Source organism: Glycomyces sp. L485 (assembly GCF_022548875.1).
Lineage (GTDB): Bacteria > Actinomycetota > Actinomycetes > Mycobacteriales > Micromonosporaceae > Glycomyces.
This window is the reverse complement of the sequence record NZ_JAKZEW010000040.1, coordinates 12,495-38,330: the sequence shown is the minus strand read 5'-3', so window position 1 is coordinate 38,330 and position 25,836 is coordinate 12,495. Positions and strand designations below refer to the sequence as shown.

General features: G+C 69.4%; 26 protein-coding genes. 12 read left to right on the top strand and 14 right to left on the bottom strand.

From position 1 onward, the window contains the following. Positions 1–255 precede the first annotated feature (255 nt). Positions 256–1,500, bottom strand: coding sequence for a TIGR00300 family protein (locus L0U85_RS16800; RefSeq protein WP_241378913.1), 1,245 nt, complete (start codon positions 1,498–1,500; stop codon positions 256–258). A gap of 95 nt (positions 1,501–1,595) precedes the next feature. Next, entirely contained in the window at positions 1,596–2,888 is a 1,293-nt protein-coding gene (locus tag L0U85_RS16795; RefSeq protein WP_241378912.1) for an MFS transporter, read from the bottom strand. Positions 2,889–3,244: 356 nt separating this feature from the next. Here L0U85_RS16795 and bioA point away from each other — a divergent pair, with 356 nt between their 5' ends. Genes bioA through bioD form a run of 3 tightly spaced genes read left to right on the top strand, consistent with a single transcriptional unit; the run spans position 3,245 to position 6,296 of the window. After that, the gene (bioA, locus tag L0U85_RS16790; protein WP_241378911.1) at positions 3,245–4,567 is read left to right on the top strand and encodes an adenosylmethionine--8-amino-7-oxononanoate transaminase; all 1,323 of its coding nucleotides are present in this window, start codon (positions 3,245–3,247) and stop codon (positions 4,565–4,567) included. Continuing rightward, positions 4,564–5,658: an aminotransferase class I/II-fold pyridoxal phosphate-dependent enzyme gene (locus L0U85_RS16785; RefSeq protein ID WP_241378910.1), complete on the top strand. Its 1,095-nt coding sequence runs from the start codon at positions 4,564–4,566 to the stop codon at positions 5,656–5,658. Before bioA ends, L0U85_RS16785 begins: the two co-directional genes overlap by 4 nt. After that, the gene (gene bioD / locus L0U85_RS16780) at positions 5,655–6,296 is read left to right on the top strand and encodes a dethiobiotin synthase (RefSeq protein ID WP_241378909.1); all 642 of its coding nucleotides are present in this window, start codon (positions 5,655–5,657) and stop codon (positions 6,294–6,296) included. Before L0U85_RS16785 ends, bioD begins: the two co-directional genes overlap by 4 nt. Positions 6,297–6,458: 162 nt before the next feature. Here bioD and L0U85_RS16775 read toward each other — a convergent pair whose 3' ends face one another. Together L0U85_RS16775 and L0U85_RS21430 are read right to left on the bottom strand one after the other, a co-directional pair. Continuing rightward, a complete protein-coding gene (locus L0U85_RS16775; RefSeq protein WP_241378908.1) occupies positions 6,459–6,965 on the bottom strand; it encodes a hypothetical protein in 507 nt (168 codons plus the stop codon). A gap of 178 nt (positions 6,966–7,143) precedes the next feature. After that, positions 7,144–8,295, bottom strand: a complete 1,152-nt coding sequence (locus tag L0U85_RS21430; RefSeq protein WP_241378907.1) for a cytochrome P450 — start codon at positions 8,293–8,295, stop codon at positions 7,144–7,146. Positions 8,296–8,418: 123 nt separating this feature from the next. Between L0U85_RS21430 and L0U85_RS16765 the strand changes: the two genes are divergently transcribed. Then, the gene (locus tag L0U85_RS16765) at positions 8,419–9,774 is read left to right on the top strand and encodes an NAD(P)-binding domain-containing protein (protein WP_241378906.1); all 1,356 of its coding nucleotides are present in this window, start codon (positions 8,419–8,421) and stop codon (positions 9,772–9,774) included. Continuing rightward, positions 9,771–10,400: an alpha/beta fold hydrolase gene (locus tag L0U85_RS16760; RefSeq protein ID WP_241378905.1), complete on the top strand. Its 630-nt coding sequence runs from the start codon at positions 9,771–9,773 to the stop codon at positions 10,398–10,400. The genes L0U85_RS16765 and L0U85_RS16760 overlap by 4 nt, the downstream gene beginning before the upstream one ends. Before the next feature lie 97 nt (positions 10,401–10,497). On the opposite strand, the gene L0U85_RS16755 is transcribed toward L0U85_RS16760, so the two are convergent. The 3 genes from L0U85_RS16755 to L0U85_RS16745 all read right to left on the bottom strand — a co-directional run bounded on the left by L0U85_RS16755 (position 10,498) and on the right by L0U85_RS16745 (position 13,788). Beyond that, positions 10,498–12,033: a hypothetical protein gene (locus L0U85_RS16755; RefSeq protein ID WP_241378904.1), complete on the bottom strand. Its 1,536-nt coding sequence runs from the start codon at positions 12,031–12,033 to the stop codon at positions 10,498–10,500. 539 nt (positions 12,034–12,572) lie between these two features. Beyond that, positions 12,573–13,025 (bottom strand): hypothetical protein, encoded by a 453-nt coding sequence (locus tag L0U85_RS16750; protein ID WP_241378903.1) that lies wholly within the window; start codon positions 13,023–13,025, stop codon positions 12,573–12,575. Continuing rightward, the gene (locus L0U85_RS16745) at positions 13,018–13,788 is read right to left on the bottom strand and encodes an alpha/beta fold hydrolase (RefSeq protein WP_241378902.1); all 771 of its coding nucleotides are present in this window, start codon (positions 13,786–13,788) and stop codon (positions 13,018–13,020) included. The genes L0U85_RS16750 and L0U85_RS16745 overlap by 8 nt, the downstream gene beginning before the upstream one ends. 160 nt (positions 13,789–13,948) lie before the next feature. Between L0U85_RS16745 and L0U85_RS16740 the strand changes: the two genes are divergently transcribed. After that, positions 13,949–14,626, top strand: a complete 678-nt coding sequence (locus L0U85_RS16740) for a lysophospholipid acyltransferase family protein (protein ID WP_241378901.1) — start codon at positions 13,949–13,951, stop codon at positions 14,624–14,626. Here L0U85_RS16740 and L0U85_RS16735 read toward each other — a convergent pair. After that, positions 14,623–15,315 (bottom strand): Crp/Fnr family transcriptional regulator, encoded by a 693-nt coding sequence (locus tag L0U85_RS16735; protein WP_241378900.1) that lies wholly within the window; start codon positions 15,313–15,315, stop codon positions 14,623–14,625. The genes L0U85_RS16740 and L0U85_RS16735 overlap by 4 nt on opposite strands. A gap of 328 nt (positions 15,316–15,643) precedes the next feature. Between L0U85_RS16735 and L0U85_RS21425 the strand changes: the two genes are divergently transcribed. Continuing rightward, the gene (locus L0U85_RS21425) at positions 15,644–16,186 is read left to right on the top strand and encodes a polyadenylate-specific 3'-exoribonuclease AS (RefSeq protein WP_241378899.1); all 543 of its coding nucleotides are present in this window, start codon (positions 15,644–15,646) and stop codon (positions 16,184–16,186) included. Between the two features lie 108 nt (positions 16,187–16,294). Further along, a complete protein-coding gene (locus L0U85_RS16725; protein ID WP_241378898.1) occupies positions 16,295–17,323 on the top strand; it encodes a 6-phosphofructokinase in 1,029 nt (342 codons plus the stop codon). Between the two features lie 154 nt (positions 17,324–17,477). On the opposite strand, the gene L0U85_RS16720 is transcribed toward L0U85_RS16725, so the two are convergent. The 3 genes from L0U85_RS16720 to L0U85_RS16710 form a co-directional block, all read right to left on the bottom strand. Next, complete coding sequence (locus tag L0U85_RS16720; protein ID WP_241378897.1) at positions 17,478–17,627, bottom strand: hypothetical protein; 150 nt, start codon at positions 17,625–17,627, stop codon at positions 17,478–17,480. 183 nt (positions 17,628–17,810) lie between these two features. Beyond that, complete coding sequence (locus tag L0U85_RS16715) at positions 17,811–18,653, bottom strand: bifunctional 5,10-methylenetetrahydrofolate dehydrogenase/5,10-methenyltetrahydrofolate cyclohydrolase (RefSeq protein WP_241378896.1); 843 nt, start codon at positions 18,651–18,653, stop codon at positions 17,811–17,813. Further along, the gene (locus L0U85_RS16710) at positions 18,650–19,273 is read right to left on the bottom strand and encodes a cyclodeaminase/cyclohydrolase family protein (protein ID WP_241378895.1); all 624 of its coding nucleotides are present in this window, start codon (positions 19,271–19,273) and stop codon (positions 18,650–18,652) included. Before L0U85_RS16710 ends, L0U85_RS16715 begins: the two co-directional genes overlap by 4 nt. Before the next feature lie 147 nt (positions 19,274–19,420). Here L0U85_RS16710 and L0U85_RS16705 point away from each other — a divergent pair, with 147 nt between their 5' ends. Together L0U85_RS16705 and L0U85_RS16700 are read left to right on the top strand one after the other, a co-directional pair. Then, a complete protein-coding gene (locus tag L0U85_RS16705; protein WP_277605943.1) occupies positions 19,421–20,782 on the top strand; it encodes a 3-deoxy-7-phosphoheptulonate synthase class II in 1,362 nt (453 codons plus the stop codon). A gap of 31 nt (positions 20,783–20,813) precedes the next feature. Next, positions 20,814–21,866 (top strand): LLM class flavin-dependent oxidoreductase, encoded by a 1,053-nt coding sequence (locus L0U85_RS16700; RefSeq protein ID WP_241378893.1) that lies wholly within the window; start codon positions 20,814–20,816, stop codon positions 21,864–21,866. 73 nt (positions 21,867–21,939) lie between these two features. Here L0U85_RS16700 and L0U85_RS16695 read toward each other — a convergent pair whose 3' ends face one another. Both L0U85_RS16695 and L0U85_RS16690 read right to left on the bottom strand, forming a co-directional pair. Next, a complete protein-coding gene (locus L0U85_RS16695; RefSeq protein WP_241378892.1) occupies positions 21,940–22,818 on the bottom strand; it encodes a TIGR01777 family oxidoreductase in 879 nt (292 codons plus the stop codon). Between the two features lie 120 nt (positions 22,819–22,938). Next, on the bottom strand, positions 22,939–23,826 hold the full coding sequence (locus L0U85_RS16690; protein WP_241378891.1) for an acyltransferase domain-containing protein: 888 nt from the start codon (positions 23,824–23,826) through the stop codon (positions 22,939–22,941). Positions 23,827–23,932: 106 nt separating this feature from the next. On the opposite strand from L0U85_RS16690, the gene L0U85_RS16685 reads away from it, so the two are divergent. Both L0U85_RS16685 and L0U85_RS16680 read left to right on the top strand, forming a co-directional pair. Then, the gene (locus tag L0U85_RS16685; protein WP_241378890.1) at positions 23,933–24,259 is read left to right on the top strand and encodes a hypothetical protein; all 327 of its coding nucleotides are present in this window, start codon (positions 23,933–23,935) and stop codon (positions 24,257–24,259) included. Further along, positions 24,256–24,600 (top strand): DUF3817 domain-containing protein, encoded by a 345-nt coding sequence (locus L0U85_RS16680; protein ID WP_241378889.1) that lies wholly within the window; start codon positions 24,256–24,258, stop codon positions 24,598–24,600. The genes L0U85_RS16685 and L0U85_RS16680 overlap by 4 nt, the downstream gene beginning before the upstream one ends. Here the strand turns inward: L0U85_RS16680 and L0U85_RS16675 are convergent. Beyond that, positions 24,597–25,817, bottom strand: coding sequence for an Ig-like domain-containing protein (locus tag L0U85_RS16675; RefSeq protein ID WP_241378888.1), 1,221 nt, complete (start codon positions 25,815–25,817; stop codon positions 24,597–24,599). The genes L0U85_RS16680 and L0U85_RS16675 overlap by 4 nt on opposite strands. Between the last annotated feature and the right edge of the window lie 19 nt (positions 25,818–25,836).

Here is a 25,836-nt window from a genome sequence, read left to right as displayed (position 1 = left end):
TAAAAAAGGAATGTGCGGCGACTTGGGCGAGGGCGGCGGTGGCTGCGGTGACCGCGCCGACGGTCAAGAGGCCGACGAGTTCGCTTTTCCTCATCGATCTGCCTTCGATCGGCGGCGCCCGCGGCCCTTGCCCAACCGGAGCCCGGACACCTGGCTGAGTTGCTCGACCAAATATAAACAGATATCGATGTGATGTCAATCAATATTTCCGGATGAAACCCGAGAACGCCGATTTGAACCCGTGCCGCGCCGCGGTCACTCGCGCTTGTAGCCCACGACCAGTTCGCTCGCGAGCTGCTCGCAGAACAGGCCGATGTCGGTGATGACGCCGATCGCCTGGCCCGAGCCTCGGTCGGCCAGCTTGGTGACCGTCGCCGGGTTGATGTCGACGCTCACCAGCGGCACCTTCGCGGGCAGCAGGTTTCCCGTGGCGATCGAATGCAGCATGGTCGCGACCATGATCGCGAATCCGACCCCCGGCAGCAGCGATCGCATCGCGCGCTGGCCCTCGATGACATCGGTGTAAACGTCCGGCAGCGGGCCGTCGTCGCGGACCGAGCCGACCAGTACGTACTGCTTGCCGTTCTCGACCAGCGAGTGCATGATGCCCTTGCGCAGCACCCCGGTCGAGACCGCGTCGGCGATGGAGCCGCAGGAGCGGATCTGGTTGATGGCGCGGATGTGGTGCTCGTGGCCGTGCGGCACGCCGTGGCCCTTGTCGAGGTCGACGCCGAGCGAGGTGCCGAACAGCGACGACTCGATGTCGTGCGCCGCCAGGGCGTTCCCTGCGAACAGGATGTCGACGTAGCCCTCTCCGATGAGCGCCTCAAGCGCCTTACCGGCTCCGGTGTGGACGATGGCGGGACCGCCGACCCAGAGGATCTTCTCACCGCGAGCCTTGACCTCGCGCATCTTCTCGGCGATCTGACGGACCTGGAGGGCCTGCGGACGCTCCGAGGAGACGCCCGAGGACATGAACTCGAAGTTCGACGACTCGGGATCCAGACGCTCGGGCTCGGGCAGCGGCAGGACCTTGACGCCCTCGCCGCCGCAGACGACGAGCTCGCCGGCGCGCACGTCGGAGACCGGGAGGGTGTGCGCCGAAGAGTGGTCGGGCGCGACGATGATGCCGCAGTCCATCTCCGAGTTCTCGACGTCGATCCAGCCGCCGTTGACGCGCACGCGGGTGTCGAAGTTCGTCGTCGAGTAGAAGTCCTCTGGGAACACCCCGTCGCGCGGGGCCGGCTTGAGGGTCGCCACGCCCGGGTCGACCGGGTTGGCCCCATGCGTCTGGAGGCGCATGACGATGCGCTCCAGCTGCTCGGGGGTCTCGGCCGAGATCGTCAGCTCGACGTAGGACTCGTCGGTGTGGTGACGGCCCACGTCGAACCGGTCGATCGAATAGGCCCCCGAGTACTCGAGGACATCGTCCATGACGCGGGCGAAGACGCCCTGGTCGATGAGGTGTCCGCGCAGCTCGACGGTCTTGCTGTGTTCCACGACAGTGCTCCTGTGATTCCGGTTGACGCCGTGTCGAGCCTAGTCCTCCGACCGCGGGACGGGACGGCGCACTCCCGTCGGCCGACTCGATCGTTTCAGGCCTTGGCGGGAGCCGCCGCCGCTTTGGCGGACTTGATCTCCTCGGCGGTTGGCCAGCGCCGCGTCACCAGCGCCATGAGACCGAGCCCGAGCACGCCCCAGGCGCCGACGACGTACGGCAGCGGCACGCCGAACTCGGCCACGGCGCCGACCACGGCGATGGCCAGGCCCTGGGAGAGCTGAAGTCCGCCGTTCGCCGCGGCCACGATCCTGCCGCGCCATCCGTCGGGGATGCAGTGGGCGAGGGTGGCGTTGAGCGGCGCCATGATCGCGGTCGACAGGCCGATCCCGATCGCGATGGCGATGACTCCGGTCAGCGGCGGGTCGAGCAGCGCGGTCGCCAGCACCACCGGAGCGGCGAACGCGAGGGGCCGTATGAGCCTGTCGCGCAAGGCGGGCTGGACGAACCGCGTGAACACCAGCAGGCCGACGATCGCGGCGGCGGCGTCGACGGCCATGATCGTGCCCTGTGTGATCGATCCGCCGTCGAGGTGGACGGCCCACAGCACCGCCACGCCCTCGGGTACGGCCGCCAGGGAGTACAGGCCCCAGATGGCCAAGGAGACCGTGCGCAGGACCCGGTTGTCTCGCAGCATCTTCAGGCCTTCGCCGGTCTCGACGAGCACGTGCCGGCGCTCCTCGCGCTTGTTGACCGAGGGCCGGTACTTGACCAGGAGGAAGACGGTCAGGCCGCTGACGGCGAACAGGGCCGCGTTGATCGCGAGCGCGGTGTACGGGCTGATCGCGGCGAGCAGGCCGCCGGCGAGGTAGCCGATGATCTGGGACACGCCGGTGGCGCTGAGGTTGAGCGCGATGGCGACCGAGAGGGCTTCACCGGTGAGGATCTGGGCGAGGGTCGCGGTGCGGGCCGCGGAGTAGGCCGGCTGGACGGCCGCGACGGCGAAGACGACCGCCATCATGACCGGGACGGGCATGCCGGGGATGAGCAGCAGCGCGACCAGGCCCGCGCGCAGCAGGTCGCACACGACCATGACGTTGCGGTAGGCGTAGCGGTCGACGATGGCGCCGAGGACTTGGGCGAGACCGAGATACGGGGCGAAGCTGATCGCGAACGAAGCGGCGGCGAGGGCCGCGGAACCGGTGTTGCTCCAGACCAGGAAGGTGACGGCGACCCGGTTGAGCATCGCGCCGGCGCTGGAGAGGCAGTATGCCGCCAGGAACGCGGCCGCCTCCCGGTTGCCGAAGACGTCGCCGAACGTGGGCCTGCGCTCGTCCTCAGGTTCGCCCGGCGCGGGGGTTCGGGCCGGTTCGGGGTTCTGGTGCGACACAGAGCCTTCCTCGCAAATTTACGGCTCGCAAGCTCGCCGGGGCCTTGAGAAACCTAAGGGGGAGGTAAGCGACAATCCTCCGCGATTGCCGCAAGTTCCACCAGTCTGAACGTGACGGCTCTTTTTGTCAAGAGCCGGAGTGTGTTCAAAGTGTAGAAAGTGGGACGGAGGATCGGCGTTCCGGTCGTGTCGGTCATATTAGGCTGCAACGGATTTGCAATGCTTAGGGCCCATTCTCGACGGCGGCGTGGGATGAGTCGCGCCTCGCAGGGCCCTCGGGTCGAGGACCGCCGGACACTGAACCTCGACTATCCTCCAAAGAACTTTGTAGGAAACCACTAAGAGGGGAGCCGGCGATGACGAACAGCGCCGACTGGACCGCCCGCGACGACGCCGCCGTCTGGCACCCGTTCACACAGCACGCCAACTGGGTCGACGACCGGCCCACCGTGGTCGAACGAGCAGAGGGGCCCTGGCTCATCGACGTGGACGGGCGCCGCTACCTCGACGGGGTCTCCTCATTGTGGACCACCACGCTAGGGCACTGCCACCCCGACGTCAACGCGGCCGTCACCGAGCAACTCGCGAAACTCGACCACTCCACCTTCCTCGGTACCACGCACACCCCCGGCATCGAGCTCGCCGAGCGCCTCATCGCCCTCGCCCCAAGAGGAGACGGCCCCGATCTGACGAAGGTCTTCTATGCCGGCGACGGATCCTCCGCCGTCGAGGCCGCCCTCAAGATCGCGTACCAGTACTCGGCGCAGACCGGGCACCCCAGGCCCAAGTTCGTCCGCCTGGAGTACGCCTACCACGGCGACACCCTCGGCGCAGTCTCCGTCGGAGGACACAGCCTCTTCCACGAGACCTACAAGCCGCTCCTGCTCGAAACCATAGGCATCGCCTCGCCGGGAGACCGCGCCCTCGGACCGGAACGCAACGCGAGGGCCATCGCCGAGCTCCAGTCGGTCATGCGCTCCGAAGGCGACCAGGTCTGCGCGATCATCGTCGAACCGATGATCCAAGGCGCCGCGGGCATGTTCGATTACGACGCCGCGTTCCTCCGCGCCGCGAGGGAGCTCGCCCACACCTCCGGCGCCCTGCTCATCTTCGACGAGGTCGCCACCGGCTTCGGCCGCACCGGCAAGATGTGGGCCGCAGAGCACGCAGGCGTCGTCCCCGACCTCCTCACCTGCGGCAAGGGCATCACCGCCGGCTACCTGCCCCTCTCTGCCGTGCTGGCAGCCGAGCACGTCTACGAAGCCTTCCTCGCCCGCCCGGGCGACACCGGGCCGCGCACGTTCTTCCACGGCCACACATACACCGGCAACCCCCTCTGCTGCGCCGCCGCCCTCGCCAACCTCCGCGTCATGGAGGAACTCGACGTCGTCGGCCAGGCCGCGAGGCTCGGCGAACGCCTCGGCAAGCTCCTCGAACCCATCGCCGCGCACGAACACGTGAAGGAGGTACGCCGGCTGGGCACCATGATCGGCGTCGAGGTCGAGCCCAGGACCGCCCGCACCGGCTTCGACGTATGCCAGGCCGCCCGCGAACGCGGCGTCTGGCTCAGGCCTTTGGGCGACACCGTGATCGTCATGCCGCCGCTGACCCTCGGCGAGACGGAGACCGACCTCCTCGTCGACGCACTCGCAGAAGCCGTCGACGAGGTCCTGGTATGAGGGTCTGGGACCGCTTGGCGCGCAAGGCCGAACTGCGCGGGCGGGCGGGGCTCGCCAGGGACGCCCGGCCCAGGGCCGACGCGATCGACCTCGCCGGCAACGACTACCTCGGCTTGAGTGCCCATCCGGATGTCAAGGCCGCCTCGGCCGCCGCGCTCGAAGCACACGGCCTCGGCGCCGGCGGATCACGACTCGTCCGCGGCACCACCGAGATCCACGAGGCGTTCGAAGCCGACTTCGCCGGCCACACCGGGACCGAGACCGCGACGCTGTACTCGTCGGGGTACCTCGCCAACCTCGGCGCGATCGCGGCGCTGGCCGGCCCCGTCCTGCTCGACGCCCACGCCCACGCCTCGCTCCACGATGCCGCCCGACTCGCGGGAGGACCCGCGGACACCTTCGCCCACAACGATCTCGAAGACCTCGAACGCAAACTGACCGAGCTGCGACCCTCGATCGTCGTGGTCGAATCGGTCTACTCCGTCCTGGGCGACGCCGCGCCCCTCGTCGACATCCACGCCCTCGCCGCCGCTCACCAGGCCCTCATGATCGTCGACGAGGCCCACGCCGTCGGGACCATCGGTGAGAACGGCGGCGGGGGAGTCGCCGCCGCCGGACTCGCGGGCGACCCCGGCGTGGTCATCACCGCCACCCTCTCCAAGGCCCTCGGCGCCGCAGGCGGCGTGATCGCGGGCCCCGAGGTGCTGCGCCGCCACCTCACGGACACCAGTCGGACCTTCATCTACGACACGGCGCCCCCACCCGCCGTCGTGGCCGGGGCGAGTGCCGCGCTCGCGATCGCCCGCGGCGCAGACGGGGCCCGCGCCGAACTAGGACGCCGCGCCGCGCTCGCCGCTCGCGCACTGGACGCCCCGGCGCCCGCCGCCGGGGTCCTGTCGCCTCCGGCCGGAGACGCCCACGCCGCCCGGGCCTGGGCCGAGCGCTGCGCCGACCGAGGCGTCGCCGTCGGCTGCTTTCGGCCGCCGTCGACACCCGATCACCGCTCGAGGCTGCGGATCACGATCAACGTGGGAGTCGAGGCCGCCGACTTCGAGAAGGCGCTGCACGTCGTCGAGGAGGAGCGGCCATGATCGAATTCGACGGCCCGGTGATCGTCACCGGCACCGACACCGGTGTCGGCAAGACCGTCACCACGGCCGCCATCGCCGCGCAGCTCTTGTCCAAGGGCACCACAGTCGAGGTCGTCAAGATCGCTCAGACCGGCGACGATGACGACGCCGCGACCGCGGGTCGGCTCAGCGGTGCCCCGGCGCGCTGCCTGAGGTCATACCCGGACCCGCTCGCCCCCTTCGCCGCCGCACGTCGCGCCGAGGCGCCGCTGCTGCGGCTGAAAGAAGTCTCCGACGCCGCCTTGGAGCGCACCGCCGACGTCGTGCTGCTGGAAGGCGCGGGAGGCCTGCTGGTCCCGATGGGCGAAGACGGCTGGAACGTGCGCGACCTGGCGGTCGAACTCGGGTGCCCGGCCGTGGTGGTGGCCCGTGCCGGACTCGGCACGCTCAACCACACCGCCCTCACCCTCGAAGCGCTCTCCAGTCGGGGCGTCGAAGCGGCCGTGGTCATCGGCGCCTGGCCCCACGAACCCGGCCTGGCCGAGCGGGAGAACCTCCTCGACCTCCCGGGCGACCGACTCGGCTGCATCCCCGACGGAGCGGGGGAACTGTCGCCGGAGGTCTTCCGACTCGGCGCCGGCGAATGGCTCGCACTGTGACCGGGATGTCCGTCTACTGACCTGTGTACCGACTGTGCCCTCGTGCCCACCGGCGGCGGCTCCGGCACCGCGACCGAGATGCCCCAGGCCGGCCTGCGCTTCGACCTCAACGTCCAGCAGATTCAAAAGCTCCATCAGCCGGACCCCCAGATCGCGTGGCCGTCAGCGGGCCTCAAGCGCCTCCCGGAGAATCCTCACGGCCCTCGGTCCGACCCCGTGCAGCCCCTTGAGCTCCGAATCCGAAAGCCCGGCGACCTGGTCGAGCGTGGTGACGCCGGCGTTCGCAAGCGCCCGGGTGGCCGGTCGCCCGATCGCCTTCGGCAGGTCGCCGACCTCACCGGCGCCGGCCTTCTCTGCAGCGGACGCCCGTGCCGCGAGCTCCGGTGGCGCACACCGGAGCCAGGCGCGCCGTACCCAGTGGTTGAGAGCCTGGCCGTCGATGTCGTCGATAGGCAGACGCACGAAGTCGCCCGCGCGCTCGGCCGTCTCGTACTGGGCGGCCATGTCCCCAGCCTCGGCAGCCCGCAGCCGCAGTCGCACGCGGGCGTCCGAATCCAGCGAGGCGAACTCCTTGCCGGCTACAGTGAACACCAGCGCACCGTCTGCATCGTCTTCGACCACCTCAGGGTTGGAAAGCGCGCCTTTGCGAAGTTGAGCGGAAGTCGTCATGCCGTCTACCCTGGCACATCGGGGCTCGCGAGCGAGGCCTCGACGCGGCCGCCTTGGTGCTGCGCAGCGCGATCGTCCGCCGCTACCCGCTCGCTGCAGCGGGTCCCCGGCATCCTCGCCTGCTCCGCCCCGCACGCGAATACGAGGAGACCTGCGAGATGCTCAGGAGCAGCGCCCTCTAACCCGCCCGGGTCACCGAACCCGGGTGGCCGCGCATGGCGACCACGAGGGGGCTCGGCATTCGGAAGGAGAGGTTCTCCTCGCTGACCGGGGCCTTCACGACCTCGCAGCGTCGCAGCAGCGGCGCGAGTTCGGCGACGACCACTTCAGCCTCCATGCGAGACAACTGCCCGCCCAGGCAGCGGTGCGCCCCGGCGCCGAACGCCAGGTGCCTTCTGGATCCGCGCTGTCCCGGCACCATCCGGTGCGGGCATTCGGCCACGCCCTCGTCCGCTCCGGCCGCCGCCAGCCACACCAGCACCGACTCGCCCTCGGCGATCTCCAATCCGCCCAGGTCGGTGTCGGCCGCCGCAACCCTTCTCCAGGACACCAGCGGCGGGAGAAGCCGCAGGCCTTCCTCCACTACCGCCGCGGGCTCGGCCTCAAGCAGATCCGGCTCTTCGATCAGCTTGTGCGCCAAGAGCGTCAGGAACTGCGAGGTCGTCTCCTGGCCAGCCACCAGGAGGAAGAACAGCGCCGCGGTCGCCGCGTCCTCGCCGTGCGCCTCCAGCACCCGCCTCGTCGCTCCGGTCGACTTCGCCGCCCATGAGCGCAGCACCGCGTGATACGGACCCACGATCCGCGCCAGCTCGAGCTGGCGGTCAGGGCCGGGCCGCCCCCAGAACAGCTCGAGCGCCGCTCGGCTGAATCGCTTCACCTCGGCCGTCGCGTCCACGTCCAACTCCAGCAGCCGCGCCAGCGCGGCCAGCGGGATCTCCGACGAGATCGCGGCGTCCAGGTCGACCGCCTCGCCCGCCCGCAGCCGTCCCGTCGCGCGCAGCACCGCCCTGCGCGCCAGCCCGGTCAGCCACGGTCGCAGCGCCTCGACCCGCGCCGGTGCGAACACCTCCGCATAGAGGCCCCTGATGTGCGCGTGGCTGTCGGTCGCGTTGTTGGCCAAGGTCGCCGGGAGTCGGAACCGGTGCCGCGTCAGCTCCCGCAGCACCGCAGGCGGCAGCGGGGTGACCGCGTCGAGCGCATTCGCGGGGGAGAATCGCCCGGCATCGAGCAGCACCTCCTTCGCGAGGCGGTGCGAGGCCACCACGACCTGTCCTTCCTCACGGAACACGGGAGTCCCGACCGGGGGATGTTTCCACAGCTCGAACACCACGCGCGCAGCCTACCTCCCCCGAAAGTATGAACCCCGCTCACGGTAATCTGCTCTCAGCCCTGACGCCCACTGCTTGCCGAGTCGGCACCCGTTCGTCGCCCCCGATCAGAAGGAGCAAGTCCCTTGCAGGAGTACTCCTCCCAAGCCGCATACGACCGCGGCGAGGCCGTCTGCGTCATCGGCGCCGGAGCCTCCGGCCTGATCGCGGTCAAGAACCTCCGCGAGAACGGCTTCGAAGTGGACTGCTACGAACGCGACACCGTTCTCGGCGGCCTCTGGAACCCTCAGAACCAGCACAGCCCGCTCTACCCCAACACCCACCTCGTCACCTCGCGCTCCCAGACCGAGATCCCCGACTACCCCATGCCCGACCACTGGCCCGACTACCCCTCCGCGGCCCGGATGCTCGAGTACCTCAAGGGCTACGCCGCGCACTTCGGCCTCGCCGAGCACATCTGGTACGGCTCCGAGATCTCCCACATCGAACCCGTCGAGGGCTCTCGCTTCGAGGTCGTCGTCAAGCCCGCCGCCGGATCGGCCGCCCGCCGCCTGCGATACGGGGCCGTCATCGTCGCCACCGGACACCACTGGGTCCCGAACCTGCCCTCCTACCCCGGACAGGATCTGTTCCGCGGCACCGTCCTGCACTCCTCGCAGCTCAAGGACGGCTCCCGGCTGCGCGGCAAATCGGTGCTCGTCGTCGGCGGCGGGAACTCCGGCATCGACATCGCCTGCGAGGCCGCCGTCAACGCCGACCGCTGCGTCCACTCCGTCCGCCGCGGCTACTGGTACCTGCCGAAATACCTCGGCGGCGAGCCCGCCGACTACGCCCTCGCGCGCCTGCACAACAGGCCGCGCTGGATCCGCAGCCTCCTCACCAACCGGATCCTCAAGGGGCATCGGCACCTCTCCGCCCGCATGGGCATGGAGGCGCCCGACCACAGCCACACCGACGAGGAGCCCATCCGCAACGGCCGCTACCTCGAACACGTCGGCGACGGCTCCATCGAGCACCGCCCCGAGATCGCCCACTTCGAAGGCGGGGAGGTCGCCTTCGCCGACGGCGAGACCGTGCGCCCCGACGTCGTCGTCTTCGCCACCGGCTACAAGCCGAAGATCGGCTGCGTCCCGGCCGGACTGCTCGGCGTCGACGGTGAATCCGAATACCCGAAGCTGCTCGCCCGCATGTTCTCACCGCGAGTGGAGACTCTGGCGGTCGCGGGCCTGATCGAGCCCGGCGTCGGCGTGCTCCCCATCGTCCACTGGCAGACCCACGCGATCTCCCACTGGCTCAACATCCGCAAGGGCGACCCCGAGCGCGCCGCGAACTTCCGCCAGCAGGTCGTCAGCGAATCAGCCCAGTACGAGGTCGACTCGACCGGGATCTCCCCGCGGCACCGCCTCGCCGTGGACGCCGAGGAGTACCTCGCCGGCCTCGTCCGCATCATCGACACCCTCGAACAGGAGCCAGCGAAGTGAGCCTGCAAGCCTGGGTCCGGCGCACCCGCACCCCCGAGCCCGCCGCCGTCGAACGCGAGATCGCCGTCATCGAACCCGCGGACCTGTTCGACTTCGAGGCACAGGACGACCCCGACGCCTCGCCCGTCCTGTGCTGCACCGGCGACGGGGCCGGCGCCGCCGCATTCGGCGTCCTATGGCTCAAACGCATCGCCGGCTCAGGCCGCTACGCCGCCGCCGTCAGCGTGCGCGGCCAGGGCAACACGCCGGCCGCCCCCGGCGGAGTCGAGGCCTACGTCCACGACGTCGTGCAGGCCGCCATCGCGATCCCCCGGAGGGCCGTCCTCGTCGGCCACGGCCGCGGCGCGGCCTGGACCGCGCTGGCCGCCGCCCGCTACCCGGCCGACGCTCTGGTCCTGGTGGCACCGCAGAAGCTCCCGAAGTCGCTGCCCAAACCCGTCGGCGATCCCCGAGTGCTGCTGGTCGTCAGCGAGTCCGAAGCGCAGTCCAAGCAGACGCAGGCCGTCACGGACGCCTACGGGGTCGCGCCGCTGACCTTCCCCGGCGCTTCCGAGGACGTCTTCAAGGGTCCCGGTGCCGAGGGGCTGCTCGACGCGATCCTGTCCTGGCTCAACCGCAAGGACTAGGCGCGGGTACTCCCGGCCATGCCCGACGGAGACCTCCCGCCTGCCTTGTCGCAGCGTGACGGACACAGCGGGAGGCTTCCTCGTTCCTCGACCAGTCCTAGGCGTAGGTCTCGAACTCGGCGACTCTGGGCGTGCCGCTCGAACTCGTGATCACGAAGTCGATCTTGCGCAGTGCGGTCGGGGAGAAGGAGATGACGCCCGCTCCACTGCCGGACGCCAGGACCGCACCGGTGTCGTGGTTCACCACCTGCCAGGAGTCGATGTCGCCTTCGGCGCCCGACGCCTCGCGGATGTTGATCGCGGACACCGTGACGTCGGAGCCCCACTTGATCGATATGCGGCCGGTCGGGCCGCTCGGTGACCAGTAGGTGCTCATGTCGCCGTCCCGCACGTTGCCGTAGCTGGTCCCGCCGGCCTTGCTGGAGCCGTCGGAGCCGGCCCCGATGCTGAGGTTGCTGCCGCCGGGCTCGGTCGGGTCGCCTGTCGGCTCATCACTCGGACCGTCGCTCGGACCGCCGGTAGGCTGCTCCGCGGAGCAGTTGCCGTCTGACACCAGCAGGCCCTTGTCGGCTCCCGCGGTCTCCTGCAGGACCTCCGGCACGCATCCGGCGTCGTCGAGGTCGTAGCCGTACGGGATGCTGACCGAGGTGGTCGACTGCGGGTTCGGCCCGGCGGGGTGGTTGTCGCTGCCGTCGGACGACCAGGTCACGTTGTCGTAGATGTTGCCGCTGACCTCCCAGTAGCCCATGTCGTCGGTGTAGAAGGTACCCAGGACGTCCTTGGAGTCCTCGAAGTAGTTGTTGTCGACCTGGACGCTCGCGCCGAATCGGGAGTTGATGCCCGACTTGTTGATGCCGGTGAAGTGGTTGTTGTAGGTGTGGGCCGTCCCGGCGCGCAGCAGGGGCGTGCGGGAGTCGATGTTCTGGTACAGGTTGTGGTGGTAGGTGATGAAGCTGTTGCCCGAGTCGCCGTCGCTGGAGCCGACGAGGCCGCCGCGGCCGGAGTTGCGCAGGATGCTGTACGACAGGGTCACGTACCGGGTGTTGTTCTTCAGGTCGAACAGGGCGTCGTAGCCTTCGCTCTCCCCGCCCGACGCCTCCAGGGTGACGTGGTCGACCCAGACATTGCGGACGTCGGCTTCCATCCCGATGGCGTCCCCGCCGTTGGAAGTGGGCGAGCCCGACTTCTTGACGTTCCGGACGTTCACGTTCTGGATGATGATGTTGCTGGACTCGCGGATGTGGATGCCGATCTGGTCGAACACGGCTCCGCCGCCGACACCGACGATCGTGACATTGCTGATCCTCTTGAGCTCGATCACGTCGTCGGCGGTGTCGCAGCTGTCGCCCGACACCTTGTCGGTGTTGCCGTGGTTGATGGTTCCCGAGACTTCGATGATGACCGGGGTGCTGGTACTGGCCCGGTTGCACAGGGCCTGATGGATCTCGGTCCCCGAGGTGGCCCGTACCGTTTGTCCGCCCGCGCCGCCGGTGGTTCCGCCGTTCTGGGTCGCGTACCCGGTCGCGCCGCTGGTCTGGGCCGACGCATGGGTCATCGAGAGTGCGACGCCGGCGACGACCGCGGCCGCCGTGGCCAGTGCCGTCCCGAATTTGAGTGCGATCGATCGTCGCATCGGTTCTGCCTCCTGAGCGATTGATATCAATATATGTCGATAAGCCTAGGGATAGACCTTTCTCAGGGTCAAGGCTTCTTACGCAACCGTTTGCAAAAAATCGAACGCCTCCGGCCCTCAACTTCGGAATTTCGCGATGTTTGCGAGGTTCACGGCGCTCCTCGACGCCGGCCGGCCAGTGCGCGCAGTGGCCTCGTGAGCCCACGGTGGGAATGGCGTCGCCATGCAGGCCAAACGTAGTGAGGCCTATCGAATCAGCGCCGGTCGACTGTCGTATGTGGCCGTCTCCACCCGATGGAGAGGCGGGGTACTTCCCAGAGCCGCGGAAATTGATCTGCAATCGTTTGCTCCGTCAAGGACCCGTTCTGCCCGTTGAAACGCCGAGCGCCGCAACCCCGGCTAGGCCGTATCCGGCCCATTTGCCCGCCCGCTGCGTTGTCAGGCAGCCTGGTTGCAAGCCCGGTAGCCGGACTGCCTTCCGCCTTGCGAGCGAACAAATGACCTCGGATTCGACCTCGCCCGAGGCCATCAGACACGGCCTAGACGACCGCGCCGTCGTCGGTCTCGCCCTCCGCGGAATCGTCCTTCAACCGGCTGATGAGCAGCCACACGCCGACCACGAACACCAGGAAGCCGATCAGCCGGCCCGGGTTCGTCCCCAGCGGCGCGATGCCCGGCCGAACCAGCAGCAGCAGACCGCCCAGGATGAACAGGACGCCGCCGATCGCCGGCAGGCTCGGCCACGGCATCGGCGGCGGCTCCGGCGGCTCGTAGTCCTCTTCGTCCTCGTCTTCGGGAAGCTCGGCGTCCCACAGCTCCAGCAGTGTCGGCTCGTCTTCCTCGGCGGGAGGCGGTGCAGGCGGGGTCATGGGCTCGGGAAGCCCGGAGGAGTGATCGGGGTTGAGATCGCGGATGAGCTCGTTGAAGCGCCGGTCGACGTCCTCGGGGCGCATCTCACCGCCCTGCTCCGGTTCCTCTTCGCGGTCAGTCATGGGCACCTCGGGTCTTGGCCAACTGCTTGGTCATGAACTCGACGGTTCCGGAGAAGATCGTCTCCGCGTCGTAGTCGAGGGTCGCTACATGGTAGCTGCGCGGGAGAATCGTAGCCTCGACGTCCTTGGAACGCACCCCGGCTCGGATGACGGCGCTGTTCCGGGGGTTGCAGACGTGGTCGACGGCGCTGGTGAAGATGCGCACCGGCAGCGTCACGCGGTGCAGGTCGGGACGCGTCACGCTCCACAGGCGCCGCAGCGAGGCGTACGCCGCCACCGGCGTCCGGTCGCTGGTCTTCTCCCGGACGTCGGGTTTCGCCAAGTCCGAGCCGATCGGCTTCACGCTGGGCATGACATAGCGCAGCACCGGCGCGAGAAAGCCCTGCGGCTTGCTGTCGTAGATCGCCGGGTTGACCAGCACGATCCCTCCGAGCTCCGCGCCGCGCTGCTCGGCGAGCCGCAAAGTCAGCGAGCCGCCCATCGACAGACCTCCGGCGAAGACCGGCCGGTCGAACTTCTGCGCCTCCGCCAGGCCCTCCTCGAGCTCGGCGTACCACTGCTGCCAGGTGGTCCTCGCCAGCTCCCGCCATGGTCTCCCATGCCCGGGGAGCAGGCGGCACACCACGTTGAAGCCCGCATCGCGCAGGTGTTCGCCCCACGGGCGCAAGCTCGACGGGTCCCCGGTGAAACCGTGGCACAGGAGCATCGTGGCCTCTGCGTCCGGACCGACGTCGAACGTGAACGCCTCGGATTCGGTTGACACGCCGCCTCCCAGCGTCTGAGTCCCTTTTCGTGCCGCTCGCCCATTCTCGCACGGACCGGAGGGTGGCGGCCACCGCTCGGGCGCCGGCCCCCGGCCGGGCTCGCGCGCCCCCGAGCGCTCGCCGTGGGCCGAGTTGACCACTACCGATACGCTTGAGTCCGTGATCTATCGGGTGTTGAAGGCCGTGCTGGGGCCGATCCTGTGGGCGATATGGCGCCCCCGGGTCGAGGGGCTCCACCATGTGCCCGATACGGGGCCGGCGATCCTCGCCAGCAACCACCTCGCGGTGTTCGACTCGGTGTTCCTGCCCCTGGTGGTCAAGCGCCACATCACCTTCATCGCCAAGGAGGAGTACTTCAGCGGGACGGGCTTCAAGGGCTGGCTCACCCGCACGTTCGTGGCGGCGGTCGGCGCGATCCCGGTCGACCGCGCCGGGGGCGATGCCGCTCACACCTCACTCGGCACCGGCAAGCGCGTCCTCTCCGAGGGCCGGCTCTTCGGCATCTACCCCGAGGGGACCCGTTCGCCCGACGGGCGGCTCTACCGCGGCAAGACCGGGGTGGCGCGCCTGGCGCTGGAGACCGGATCGCGGGTGGTGCCGGTGGCGATGCTCAACACCGGTGAGCTGCAACCGATCGGCAAGCGGCTTCCGCGCGTCGGTCGGGCCCGGATCAAGATCGGCCCGCCGCTCGACTTCGGCCGCTACGCCGGACTCGTCGGCGACCGCACCGTCGAACGCGCCGTCACCGACGAGGTCATGGACGCCCTGCGGAAGCTCTCCGGCCAGGACTACGTCGACGAGTACGCCGCCAAAGTCAAGAAGAAGGGCCGCGACTAGCCCTCGGCCCCTCCGAATCCGGCCCTGCGTCTGAGCGCCGCGAGGTCGACGACCACGATTTTGCGGCCCTCGGTGCGCAGCCAGCCGCGGTTGGCGAAGATCCCGATCGCCTGGTTCACGCTCTGGCGCGAGCCCCCGGCCATCTCGGCCAGCTGCGTCTGGTTCAGCTCGATCGTGGTCATGGGGGAGGAGTGCTGCTCGGCGAGGCGCACCAGGGTCTTCGCCACCCGCCCGGGCAGGTCGAGGAACACGTGGTCGGAGGACTGCTCGGTGAGTCGGCGGACGATCATGCCCATCGACCGCAGCACCGCGTCCAGCATCTTCGGGCTGCCGTGGACCAGCTCCAGGAACGACGAGCGCGCCAGCGCCAGCGCCGTGGTGTCCTCGAGCGCCTCGGCCGAGGCCGAGCGAGGCGAGCCGTCCAGGAGCGAGACCTCGCCGAGGACCTCGGGCGCGCGGGCGACGTGCAGCATGGCCCGCTCACCGGTGGCGGCCGTGCGGAAGACGCTCACCGCCCCGGAGCGGATCATGATGAGCGACTCGCCCGCTTCGCCCTCGAAGAACAGCAGGCGGCCGCGGCGGTACTGGCGTTGCACCGCCACGTCCGCGATCCTGCGCCGGGCCTGCGGGTCGAGGCCGGCGAACATGGCGACGCCTGCGAGCGGGTCTTCAGATGGGCTGACACCCATGGTTCTTCCCCCTTCGGTGGGACCGGGTCCGCGGGTTCCCTCCGATGATCGCTGTCTTTTCCGTAGTTGTACAGAGCCTGGTGTCGGAAACTTCACGCTCCGTTGGGTCCTGCGTTCGCAGGGCGCACTTGTCGCTCGTTCAAATGTACGAGCGATTATACGAATTTTAGCGCTGAATGTCCGATATCACTTTCTTCATGTGCGGATTGCGAGGTCAGATACCGGCCACCAGATCGTATGGCGTAGCGTCGACTCCAGTCCGGCGACATACGGGCGACTGCCGGGAACGGCCGAGGATGCCGCCCGTGATCATAGGAAAGGCCGATGCGTGGCGTACCGATACTTCTACGACTGCGAGTTCATCGAGGACGGTCGCACGATCGACCTGGTCTCCATCGGCGTCGTCGATGAACATGGTCGTGAGTATTACGCCGTCTCAACGGAATTCGATCCGTCCAGGGCGATCGACTGGGTGCGGCGCAATGTCCTCGACAAACTGCCGGGCCCGGCCAGTCCGCTGTGGAAGGGCCGCGCGACCATTCGCGACGAACTCTACGAGTTCCTCATCGCCCCCGTGCGCAAGAAGTCCGGCTCCCATCCGGGCGAGCGCATCGAGATGTGGGCCTGGTACGGCGCCTACGACCACGTAGTGTTCGCGCAGCTGTGGGGCGCCATGCCCGAGCTGCCGCGCGCCCTGCCGCGCATGACCAAGGACCTGCGCCAGCGCTGGGACGACCTGGGCCGACCCGAACTGCCGGTCGCAGACGACGCCGACCTCCACGACGCCCTCACCGACGCGAAGCTCAACTTGGAGCGCTGGGCGGCGCTGGAGGCGTTCCGCCGCGAGCGTTCGATTCCCGACCTCCGCTGAGACGCGCCGCGGCCCCGCATCACCGCTGCGAAGTGCCGAGATAGGCTGAGCCAAGTTTCGGCAATGAGGCCGCCCAGTTAACAGTTCTCACTCTAGGGAGTACGACGCATGCGCATTGGCGTGCTCACCGGCGGCGGTGACTGCCCCGGTCTCAACGCGGTCATCCGTGCCGCGGTCCGCAAAGGCACCAAAGAATACGGCCACGAATTCGTGGGCTTCCGCTACGGCTGGAAAGGCCCGATCGAAGGCATCACTCAGCCTCTGGACTGGGACACCGTCGAGGGCATCCTCGACCAGGGCGGCACCATCCTCCACTCCTCGCGTACCAACCCTTACAAGATCGAGGGCGGCGTCGAGGCCATCAAGAAGAACATGGCCGCTCTCGGCGTCGACGCCCTCATCGCCATCGGCGGCGAGGACACCCTGGGCGTGGCCACGAAACTGACCGCCGACGGCATCAACTGCGTGGGCGTCCCGAAGACCATCGACAACGACCTGTCGGGCACCGACTACACCTTCGGCTTCGACACCGCGGTCAACATCGCCACCGAGGCGATCGACCGGCTGTGGACGACCGCCGAGTCGCACGACCGCTGCATCGTCGTCGAGATCATGGGCCGCCACGCCGGTTGGATGACCCTGCACGCTGGGATCGCCGGCGGCGCCAACGCGACGCTCATCCCCGAGGTCGAGTTCGACATGCAGAAGGTGGCCGACTTCGTCAAGGACCGGATGGACGCCGGCAAGTCGACGATCGTGGCCGTCTCCGAGGGCGCGGTCGCCAAGGGCGGCGAGATGCAGCTCAAGGACGGCGAGGTCGACGCGTTCGGCCACGTCAAGCTCGGCGGCGTGGGCGACTGGGTCGCCGAGGAGATCAAGAAGCGCACCGGTTCCGAGACCCGCGCGATCATCCTGGGCCACCTGCAGCGCGGCGGCACCCCGTCCGCGTTCGACCGGGTCCTGGCGACCCGTCTGGGCCTGGAGGCCGCCGACGCGGCCAACGAGGGCGATTTTGGCAAGATGATGGCGCTCCAGGGCACCAACGTCGTGCGCATCCCGATCCACGAGGGGACCGACGTGCTCAAGACCGTCCCGGTCGAGCGCTACCAGGACGCCGAAGTCTTCTTCGGAGCCTGAGTTCGGTACGAAAGCACAACCACGGGCACGTCCGGTTCGTCAGACCGGGCGTGCCCGTGGCTTCTACCGGTGAAATCGGCCGGCTCCCGCAGCTCGCCGACTTCACGTCCCTAAAGACCCACGGCGTCCAGGTGACGGGTCTCGATGCGGACTTCTACCGCCGACCATCCGCCGCCGCTTTCTGCTCCGAGCGGGCGGCACGACGGGTGTGGACGATCGCCGCGACGCTGACGGCGATCCCGATCGCGAGGCCCCGGCCCTTGAGGGCGTGCGACGCCTCGGGAACGAACGCCAGGACCGCCACGCTGCACCAGGGTGATCAGCCCGACAAGCAGCCATTTTTGCGCGGCCGGGCCCCACGGCATCGCCGTCCAGACCGACGCGACCACGATGGCGACGCCGCCGATGTCGAGGAACGCGTGGAGCAACGGGTTTGCGGACCCGGTCGTGTCGGACCGACACTACGCTCGGTAATCGTGAATGTCTGTCAGGTATTTGCCAGTTCGGCGGCTTCGACCGTGTTGCGCAGGAGCAGCATCGTCGTCACCGGTCCGACCCCGCCCGGAACGGGCGTGATCGCGCCCGCGATCGGGGCGACCGCCTCGTAGTCGACGTCGCCGACCAGGCCGCCGTCCGGCGTCGGGTTCGTACCCACGTCGATCACGGTCGCGCCGGGCCCGACGAACTCCGCGCCGATCATGCCCGCCCGGCCCACGGCCGCGACCAGCACGTCCGCCTCCCGGCAGACCGAGGCGAGGTCCTTGGTGCGCGAGTGGCACACGGTCACCGTCGCCGACTCGGCCAGCAGCAGCAGCGCCGCGGGCTTGCCGACCACGGTGGAGCGGCCGACGACCACAGCGCGCGCGCCCGACAGCGGCACGCCTCGGCGGTGCAACAGCTCCAACACGGCCGCCGCCGTCGCAGGGGCCCACGTCCGCAGTCCCGCCGCGAGGCGCCCGAGGCTCTGCGGGTTCGCGCCGTCGATGTCCTTGCCCGGGTGGATGTGCCCGCCCAGCTCGGAGAGCTGGACGCCTTCCGGCAGCGGCGTCTGGCAGATGATCCCGTGGATCTGCGGGTCGGCCGACAGCTCCTGGAGCTTCGCGACGATCTCGTCCCGCCCGGGGTCGGTGAGGTGTTCGATGCGGCAGCGCAGACCCAGCTTGTCGGCGGTCTTCGCGATCGACCGCACGTACCAGGCGGTGCCCTCGTCGTCGGTCGGCACGACGACGGCCAGCGTCGGCACGACGCCCGCGCCCCGCAGCCGCTCGGCGGCTTCGCCGACCTCTTGGCGCAGCGCCTTGGCGACCGCGCGCCCGTCGATGTCGCTCATGCTCTGATCCTCTTCGCCACGGCCTGCATGATCGCTTCGGCCTGCACCTTCGCCTGGAGCGCCTCGTTGAGGGCGCTGGCGAGCCGTTCGCGCTGGGCGGCGTCCTTGATCGACACCAGGTTGATGTCGACGTTCAGCGCCGCCGACTCCAGCGCCGACTTCGCGCTCGACGCAGCCACGGCCACATCTGAGAGCACGTTCGGGTTCGAGCCGTCGAGGATCCGCCCCGACAGCCGGATGATCTCGGCCGAGACCTTCGCGACGGCCAGAGGCACCTCCGCGGCATCGACAAGGCCCGCCTGGATCGCGGCGGTGCGGGCCGCCTTCTCCTCGTCGGTGCCCTTCGGCAGCTTGTAGGCGGCGACGACTCCCGAGAAGGCCTCGGCGTCGTCCTCGGCGAGCTGGACGGCCTCGGCGCGGAGCCGCTCGGCCTCGGCCAGCGCCTCGCGCATGACCTGCTCGTGTTCGGCGAACTTCGGCTTCCCGATGGTCAGATTGCACACCATCGAGACCAGGGCCGCGCCCACCGCCGCGTTCATTCCCGCCGCGGCGCCGCCGCCCGGCGCGGGCTTGTCCGATGCCAGATCGGCCAGCCACTCTTCAATCGTCGTCTTGCGCACCAGGCCAGCCTAGACGCGCGCCGAAACATGGGATGCCCGAGCACGCCGATCGGGTGTGCGGGTTCACCCAATGAGATGGCGAATGCACTTTTGTACACCGCCGGAACAGCCACGTAGGATTAGCGCGTGAACCGCCAATGGCATGATCTGCGCAATCCCGGTCTCGTTCCCGTCGTCGCCGACGCGGAGGAGGCCGAACGCTATCAGCTCGACGCCTGGCGCAGTCTTCCCAGGGAGCAGACTCCTCCGTGGCCCGACTACGCCGAAGTCGAGGAAGTGGCCGGGGTGCTCGCGGGCGTTCCGCCGATCGTCGCACCTTACGAGGTCGACCACCTGCGGGGCCTGCTCGCCGAGGTCTGCGAGGGCCGAGCCTTCCTGCTCCAGGGCGGCGACTGCGCCGAGACTTTCCTGGACAACACCGAGCACCACGTGCTCGCGAACATGCGCACGCTCCTGCAGATGGCGGTCGTGCTCACCTATGGCGCCTCGCTGCCGGTCATCAAGGTCGGCCGCGTCGCCGGCCAGTACTCCAAGCCGCGCTCCAAGGCCACCGATGCACTCGGGCTCCCGGTCTACCGCGGCGACATGTTCAACTCCCTCGAAGCCACCGAGGAAGCGCGGGTGTGCGACCCGCAGCGGATGATCCGCGCCTACGCGAACGCCGCCGCGGCGATGAACATGCTCCGCGCCTACCTGCACGGTGGTCTGGCCGACCTCCAGGCCGTCCACGACTGGAACAAGGACTTCGTCCGCACCTCGGCCGCCGGAGAGCGCTACGAGGCGATCGGCCGCGAGATCGACCGGGCCGTCGCGTTCATGGCCGCGTGCGGCGTCGAGGACGAGGCCCTGCACACCGCCGACGTGTACGCGTCCCACGAGATGCTCGCGATCGAGTACGACCGGGCCCTCACCCGCATCTTCAACGGCAAGGCGTACGGCCTGTCGGGGCACATGCTGTGGAACGGCGAGCGGACCCGCCGGCTGGACGGCGCCCACATCGACTACCTGTCGCGCGTGGCGAACCCGGTCGGCTGCAAGATCGGCCCGACCGCGACCCCCGAGTGGGTCGTCGAGATGTGCCAGAAGCTCAACCCCGACAACGTACCGGGCAAGCTCGTGATCATCACCCGCATGGGCCACAAGAACGTCCGTGGGCTGTTGCCGCCGATCATCGAGAAGGTCGAGGCCGCCGGCTGCAAGGTCGTGTGGCAGTGCGACCCGATGCACGGCAACACCTACGAGGCCGCCTCGGGCTATAAGACCCGCGCGTTCGACCAGGTCGTCGACGAGGTGCTCGGCTTCTTCGAGGTCCACCGCCAGACCGGGACGCACCCTGGCGGCATCCACATCGAGCTGACCGGTGAGGACGTCACCGAGTGCGTCGGCGGCGCCCAGGAGATCCGCGACGACCAGCTCGCCGATCGCTACGAGACGGCCTGCGACCCCCGCATGAACACACAGCAGTCGCTGGAGCTGGCGTTCCTGGTCGCTGAGATGCTGCGGCACTGAGGCGTTCGCGCAAGAGCCCATACTGTTCTGCATGACCGCATACGACTTGTTCCAACTCGGCGGAGTGTTCCCCGGTGTCGCACCGGCGGAGACGCTCCGCCGTGTCGTCTCCTACGCGCAGGCCGCCGAGCGTGCCGGGATCGACGGCGCCTGGATCGCAGAGCACCACTTCATCGAGTACGGGGCGAACCCTTCGGCGACGCTCATGGCCTCGCACCTGCTCGCCGCCACCGAGCGCCTCCAGGTGGGGACGGCCGTGGCGGTGCTGTCGAACCGACATCCGGTCGCGCTGGGGGAGGAGGCGGCGACGCTCGACGCACTCGCGCCGGACCGTTTCCGCCTCGGTGTGGGCAGGGGCGGGCCGTGGATCGACCTGGACGTATTCGGTTCCGGCCTCGACCGCTACGAGCGCGGCTTCGAGGAGGGCCTGCGGCTGCTCGTGCGATGGCTGTCCGGCGAAAGCGAGGTCGCGCACGCCGGGGAGTTCTTCGACGTGCTGCCGGTGCGGGTCATGCCGCCTGGGAACGGCCGCCCTGTGTGGGTCGCGGCGACCAGCGAGGGCACCGCCCGCTTGGCCGGGAGCCTCGGGCAGCCGCTGCTGCTGGGCATGCACGCCCCCGACGAAGACCATGTCGCCCTCATCGAAGTGTGGAGGCGCGCGGCGGAGGCGAGCGGCTTCGACCCTGACGCGGCCGAGCACGTCTCGACGCATCTGGCGCAGATCGCAGCCGGACCGGCCGAAGCGGACGCCCTGCGGGAGTCGCTGACCGAGCTGCTGACGCGCGGCGTCGGCCAGTACGTGAGCCTCAAACCCGGCCGGAACCGGCGCGATCACGGCGCCTACGTCGACTGGATGATCGAGCGCCACGCGGTCGGGTCGCCCGATCACGTAGCCGAGAGGCTCGCGGCCTCGGCGGAGCGGACCGGGGTGGCCAGGCAACTGCTCCTGGTCGAGGGCCTCGGCGACGAGGAGGCGGTGCGCGACAACATCGCCGGGATCGGCGAGGTGCTCAGTACCGGAACGGGCACTGCGGCGCCCGAGCCTGCCAGGACCGCTGCCACGGCTCGGGGCTCCGCTGCCTGAACCACTGGTCCGCCGAGCTTGTGGAGAGGCAGGCCAGGGTCACGATCGGCAGTCTGCGACGAAGTCCGAGCGGTCACGTCGCGAGCGCGTAACGCAGCGCGTCCAGGACCGTCTCGTCCCGGTACGCGAAGCTCTTGCCCCGCAGAACGGTCGGTTGGATCTTCGCGCCACGCAGCAGCTCGATGGCCGCTTCGCCGGCGACGAGCCGGGCGGCCCAGCCCGGGATGATCCACGGCGCGGGCCGGTGCAGGACCGCGGCCAGGGCACGGGTGAACTCGCGGTTGGTCGCCGGGGTCGGGCCGACCATGTTGACCGGCCCGGTCACGTCGGCGTCCAGGAGGAACCGGACCGCGCCGGTCCAGTCGCGAAGCGAGATCCACGGCAGGTACTGGCGGCCGTTCCCGAATCGGCCGCCGAGGAGGCACCGGTAGGTCGGCACGAGCTCGGCCAGCAGCGGACTGCCCGGGCCGAGGACGTGGCCGGTGCGGAGCCGGACCACGCGGGCGCCCGCCTCCTGGGCGGGGGAGGTGGCCGACTCCCACGCCACGCAGGTCTTCCCGAGATAGTCCCCGGCGGCCGGCGTGGTCTCGTCGACCGGCACGTCGGCGCGGTCGCCGTACCACCCGGAGGCAGAGGCGTTCACCAGCAGAGGCACGCCCGCCTCGGCCACGGCCTCGGCGAGGACCTGCGTGGGGATGACGCGGCTGGCGCGGAGGCGCCGCTTGTAGGCGGCGTTCCAGCGGCGGCCCGCGATCGGGGCGCCGCACAGGTTCACCACGGCGTCGACGCCGTCCAGGATGGAGGCGTCGAGCCGGCCCCGGTAGGGGTCCCACTGGATCTCGTCGCCGTCGCCGGGGGTCCGGCGCACGAGCCGGACTATGTCGTTGCCTTCCATCGCGCGCCGCAGCGCGTTGCCCAGGTAGCCGCTCGATCCGGCGATGACGATCCGCATAGGCCCCACCTTATTGCCTTGGAGCCGGTGGGTCTCACGGACTGAGGCGCTTCCGGTCGCCTTGGAGCCGGTGGGTCTCACGGACTGAGGCGCTTCCGGTCGCCTTGGAGCCGGTGGGTCTCACAGACCGAGGCGCTTCCGGTTCAGTCCGCCCAGGCGCGTCTGGAACCCGACCCCGGCCTCGAGCCCGGCCTTCACCGACCGCTGAAGCGTGTTGTCGGTCGGCAGCCGTTCGACCAGCACGTCGGGGGCGGCGGCGAACACGAACCGCCAGATGTCGTCGCGACCGCCGGCGTTCGCGTAGGAGGCCGGGCGGACCAGGTCGAACAGCTCGCCGAACTTGAGGATGTTCGACCCTTCGGGCAGCCAGTCGCGCAACTGCGGGTCGAGCAGCCACGACGAGCACATGAACGTCATCGACCGCTCCGGCGGGAACAGCTCGGGGAACGTCGCCGGGAAGAACGCGAGCGCCCGCTCCACGGAGTCGCGCACCGCCTCGGGGGAGAGCGGACCGCCCTCGCCGCGGATATGCAGCCCCATGCGCGGCATCGCCGTCGTCCCCTCCATACAGAACTGGAGCCGTCCGAGCTGGTAGATCGTGCCGCGCACGTGCGCGGTGAACCAGAACGCCACGTCCAGGGCCGCCCGCCCGTGGAGCCGTCGGTTCAGCCGAAGCTTCTCGCCGACATCGGCCAGGACCAGTCGCGACAGCGCCTCGTCCACGCCCCGCTCGCGGTGGAGTTCCAGCATGAGCGGCACGGCCGCCAACACCGGGTAGAGCCCCAGCAGGCGGCCGGCGGCGCCCCGGTCGGCAGGGGGCTTCGGCCAGCGCAGCCACAGCCGCCCGCCCATGTCCGCGGCGATCGACTGGTACCGCCGGTCGGCCGCCTCCATCAGATCGCCGTCGAGGTCGGTGACTGCGGCAGCGGCCGCGTCGGCGTCCTCACGGTCGGCGCCGCACCAGTCGAGTAGCAGCTCGGACACCTCGGCGGCGTCGATCGGGGGCATGGGCCGCACGGAGCCTGCCGCAGGGAGTCCTTCGTTCACCGATCCATGTCACCATGGCCCGCCCCCGAGCGGCGACATCGGGTGGGTCACCGCATAGTCTGGCCGAGTGCGACGGTTGTTGACACCTCCGTGGATCGTCCTCCACTGCTTCGCGGTGGTGCTGACGGTCGGGTTCGGGCTGCTCGGCTGGTGGCAGCTCGGCCGCGCCCAGGGCGGCAACGCCATCAGTTGGGGCTACGCCTTCGAATGGCCGCTGTTCGCGCTGTTCACCATCACGCTGTGGATCCGGCAGATGCGCCTTGAGCTTCGCAAGGACCGGCCCGAAGGGCCCAGCCGCCGCACCGAGCCGCCGCCGGTGACCTCGCCGTTCGAGTCGGCCATTCTCAAAGCCCGGCAATCCGAATCAGACCCGAACCAGGGGAGTACAGCATGAACGCCGCCCTGAAGCGATTCCGCATCGTCTCGTACATCGTCGGGACGTTCCTCATCGTGCTCGTGTTCATCGCGATGCCGCTGCGGTACTTCTGGGGCATCGAGGAGCTGTCGACGACGATCAGCCCGATCCACGGCCTGTGCTACATGGTCTACCTGGTGCTCGGTTTCCACCTGGCGCAGCAGGCCGGGTGGAAGTTCTGGCCGCAGACCGTGGGGCTGCTGCTGGGCGGCACGGTCCCGATCGGCTCGTTCTTCGTCGAGCGCTGGGCGCACAACCGGATCCTCGAGGAGCACCCGCAGGCCGCGGACCCGAAGGTCCGCGACTCCGAGCCGGTCTAGTTCTCCTCAGTGGTCGATTCGAGGTAGGAGCCGGCCAGGACCTGCTCCCAGTCGAGGTCCCAGGTGGTGAAGCCGTCGCCCTGCGGCAGCGACCGGCCGGTGTTCTTCACGAGCACCGGGTCGCCCCAGCGCACGAAGTTGAAGAGCCACTCGCCCATGTCGTCCGAGACGTTGATGCAGCCGTGCGAGCCGTTCGACTTGCCGAGCCGCGACTCGGCCCACGGCGCGCCGTGGACGTACTGGCCCGAGAAGGTCAGCCGCATCGCCCATTTGACGTCCGTCTCGTAGTCGTAGAGGTCGGAGACGAACTTCGACTCCTCCTCGCGGCTCATGATGATCATCTGGCCTTGGTAGGAGCGGGCGTCGTGGCCGTCGATCTCGTCGGCGCCCAGTGAGATGGGGATGGTCTGGACGATCGAGCCGTCCTGGTAGGCGCGCATCTGCTTGGTGGCGTCGTCGGCCTCCAGCATCCGAGTCTCGGAGTCGATGGAGAAGCTCGTCTCCTGGTCGAACTCGCCGTAGCGGCCGTTCCCCAACGGCAGGCCGCCCAGCGCGAGCCGCACCGAGATCGTGGTGTTCGGCTGCCAGTACTCCTTGGGCCGGTACTCCAGCGCCCGGCCGGTGATCCAGTGCCAGGATCCCTCCTGGGCCGGTTCCGACGTGACGAACAGGCGTCGCTCGACCGATTCTCGCTGGTCCTCGGGGACCTCGAAGCCGGCCTTGAAACGGAACGCGAGGACCGCGGCCTGGCCGACGGTCTGGTCGTAGCCGGGCAGGTAGTTCTCGATGGTGACCCGGTCGCCGGGGGAGGCGATCGTGGTGAAGGTCGACTCGACCGTTACGGGGATGCCGGCGTCGTCCTCGGCGGTGACGGCGGCGGTGTAGGTGCCCTCCCACTCCAGCGGGGCGGCCGGGACCCAGGTGGTGCCGTCGGGGTGCATGTCGCCCTCGACCGCGTTGCCGGCCGCGTCGGTCAGCTTGAACTCGGTGAAGGCGCCCTGCTCGACGGTCCAGGCGATCTCGGTTGCGGCCGTTGCGTCGGTCGCGCCGTCGGCGGGTGTGATGGCGACCGTCGCGGCGCTGGCGGGCTCTTCGGGCTCGCCGTCGTCGCCGGTGCCGATGGTTCCGGATTCTTCCGAGCAGGCGGCGAGGCTGACTGCAGCGATACCCGCGGTCAGGGCTCCGCGCCGGGTGATGGAGGAGCGTCCGATCGTCATGACACCACAGTACACAGCG

Bases quoted from the DNA above. Each gene is read 5' to 3' on its own strand.
- bioA (WP_241378911.1), top strand. From the start codon at position 3,245: ATGACGAACAGCGCCGACTGGACCGCCCGCGACGACGCCGCCGTCTGG.
- L0U85_RS16785 (WP_241378910.1), top strand. From the start codon at position 4,564: ATGAGGGTCTGGGACCGCTTGGCGCGCAAGGCCGAACTGCGCGGGCGG.
- bioD (WP_241378909.1), top strand. From the start codon at position 5,655: ATGATCGAATTCGACGGCCCGGTGATCGTCACCGGCACCGACACCGGT.
- L0U85_RS16775 (WP_241378908.1), bottom strand. From the start codon at position 6,965: ATGACGACTTCCGCTCAACTTCGCAAAGGCGCGCTTTCCAACCCTGAG.
- L0U85_RS16755 (WP_241378904.1), bottom strand. From the start codon at position 12,033: ATGCGACGATCGATCGCACTCAAATTCGGGACGGCACTGGCCACGGCG.
- L0U85_RS16750 (WP_241378903.1), bottom strand. From the start codon at position 13,025: ATGACTGACCGCGAAGAGGAACCGGAGCAGGGCGGTGAGATGCGCCCC.
- L0U85_RS16735 (WP_241378900.1), bottom strand. From the start codon at position 15,315: ATGGGTGTCAGCCCATCTGAAGACCCGCTCGCAGGCGTCGCCATGTTC.
- L0U85_RS16725 (WP_241378898.1), top strand. From the start codon at position 16,295: ATGCGCATTGGCGTGCTCACCGGCGGCGGTGACTGCCCCGGTCTCAAC.
- L0U85_RS16715 (WP_241378896.1), bottom strand. From the start codon at position 18,653: ATGAGCGACATCGACGGGCGCGCGGTCGCCAAGGCGCTGCGCCAAGAG.
- L0U85_RS16700 (WP_241378893.1), top strand. From the start codon at position 20,814: ATGACCGCATACGACTTGTTCCAACTCGGCGGAGTGTTCCCCGGTGTC.
- L0U85_RS16695 (WP_241378892.1), bottom strand. From the start codon at position 22,818: ATGCGGATCGTCATCGCCGGATCGAGCGGCTACCTGGGCAACGCGCTG.
- L0U85_RS16690 (WP_241378891.1), bottom strand. From the start codon at position 23,826: ATGCCCCCGATCGACGCCGCCGAGGTGTCCGAGCTGCTACTCGACTGG.
- L0U85_RS16680 (WP_241378889.1), top strand. From the start codon at position 24,256: ATGAACGCCGCCCTGAAGCGATTCCGCATCGTCTCGTACATCGTCGGG.
- L0U85_RS16675 (WP_241378888.1), bottom strand. From the start codon at position 25,817: ATGACGATCGGACGCTCCTCCATCACCCGGCGCGGAGCCCTGACCGCG.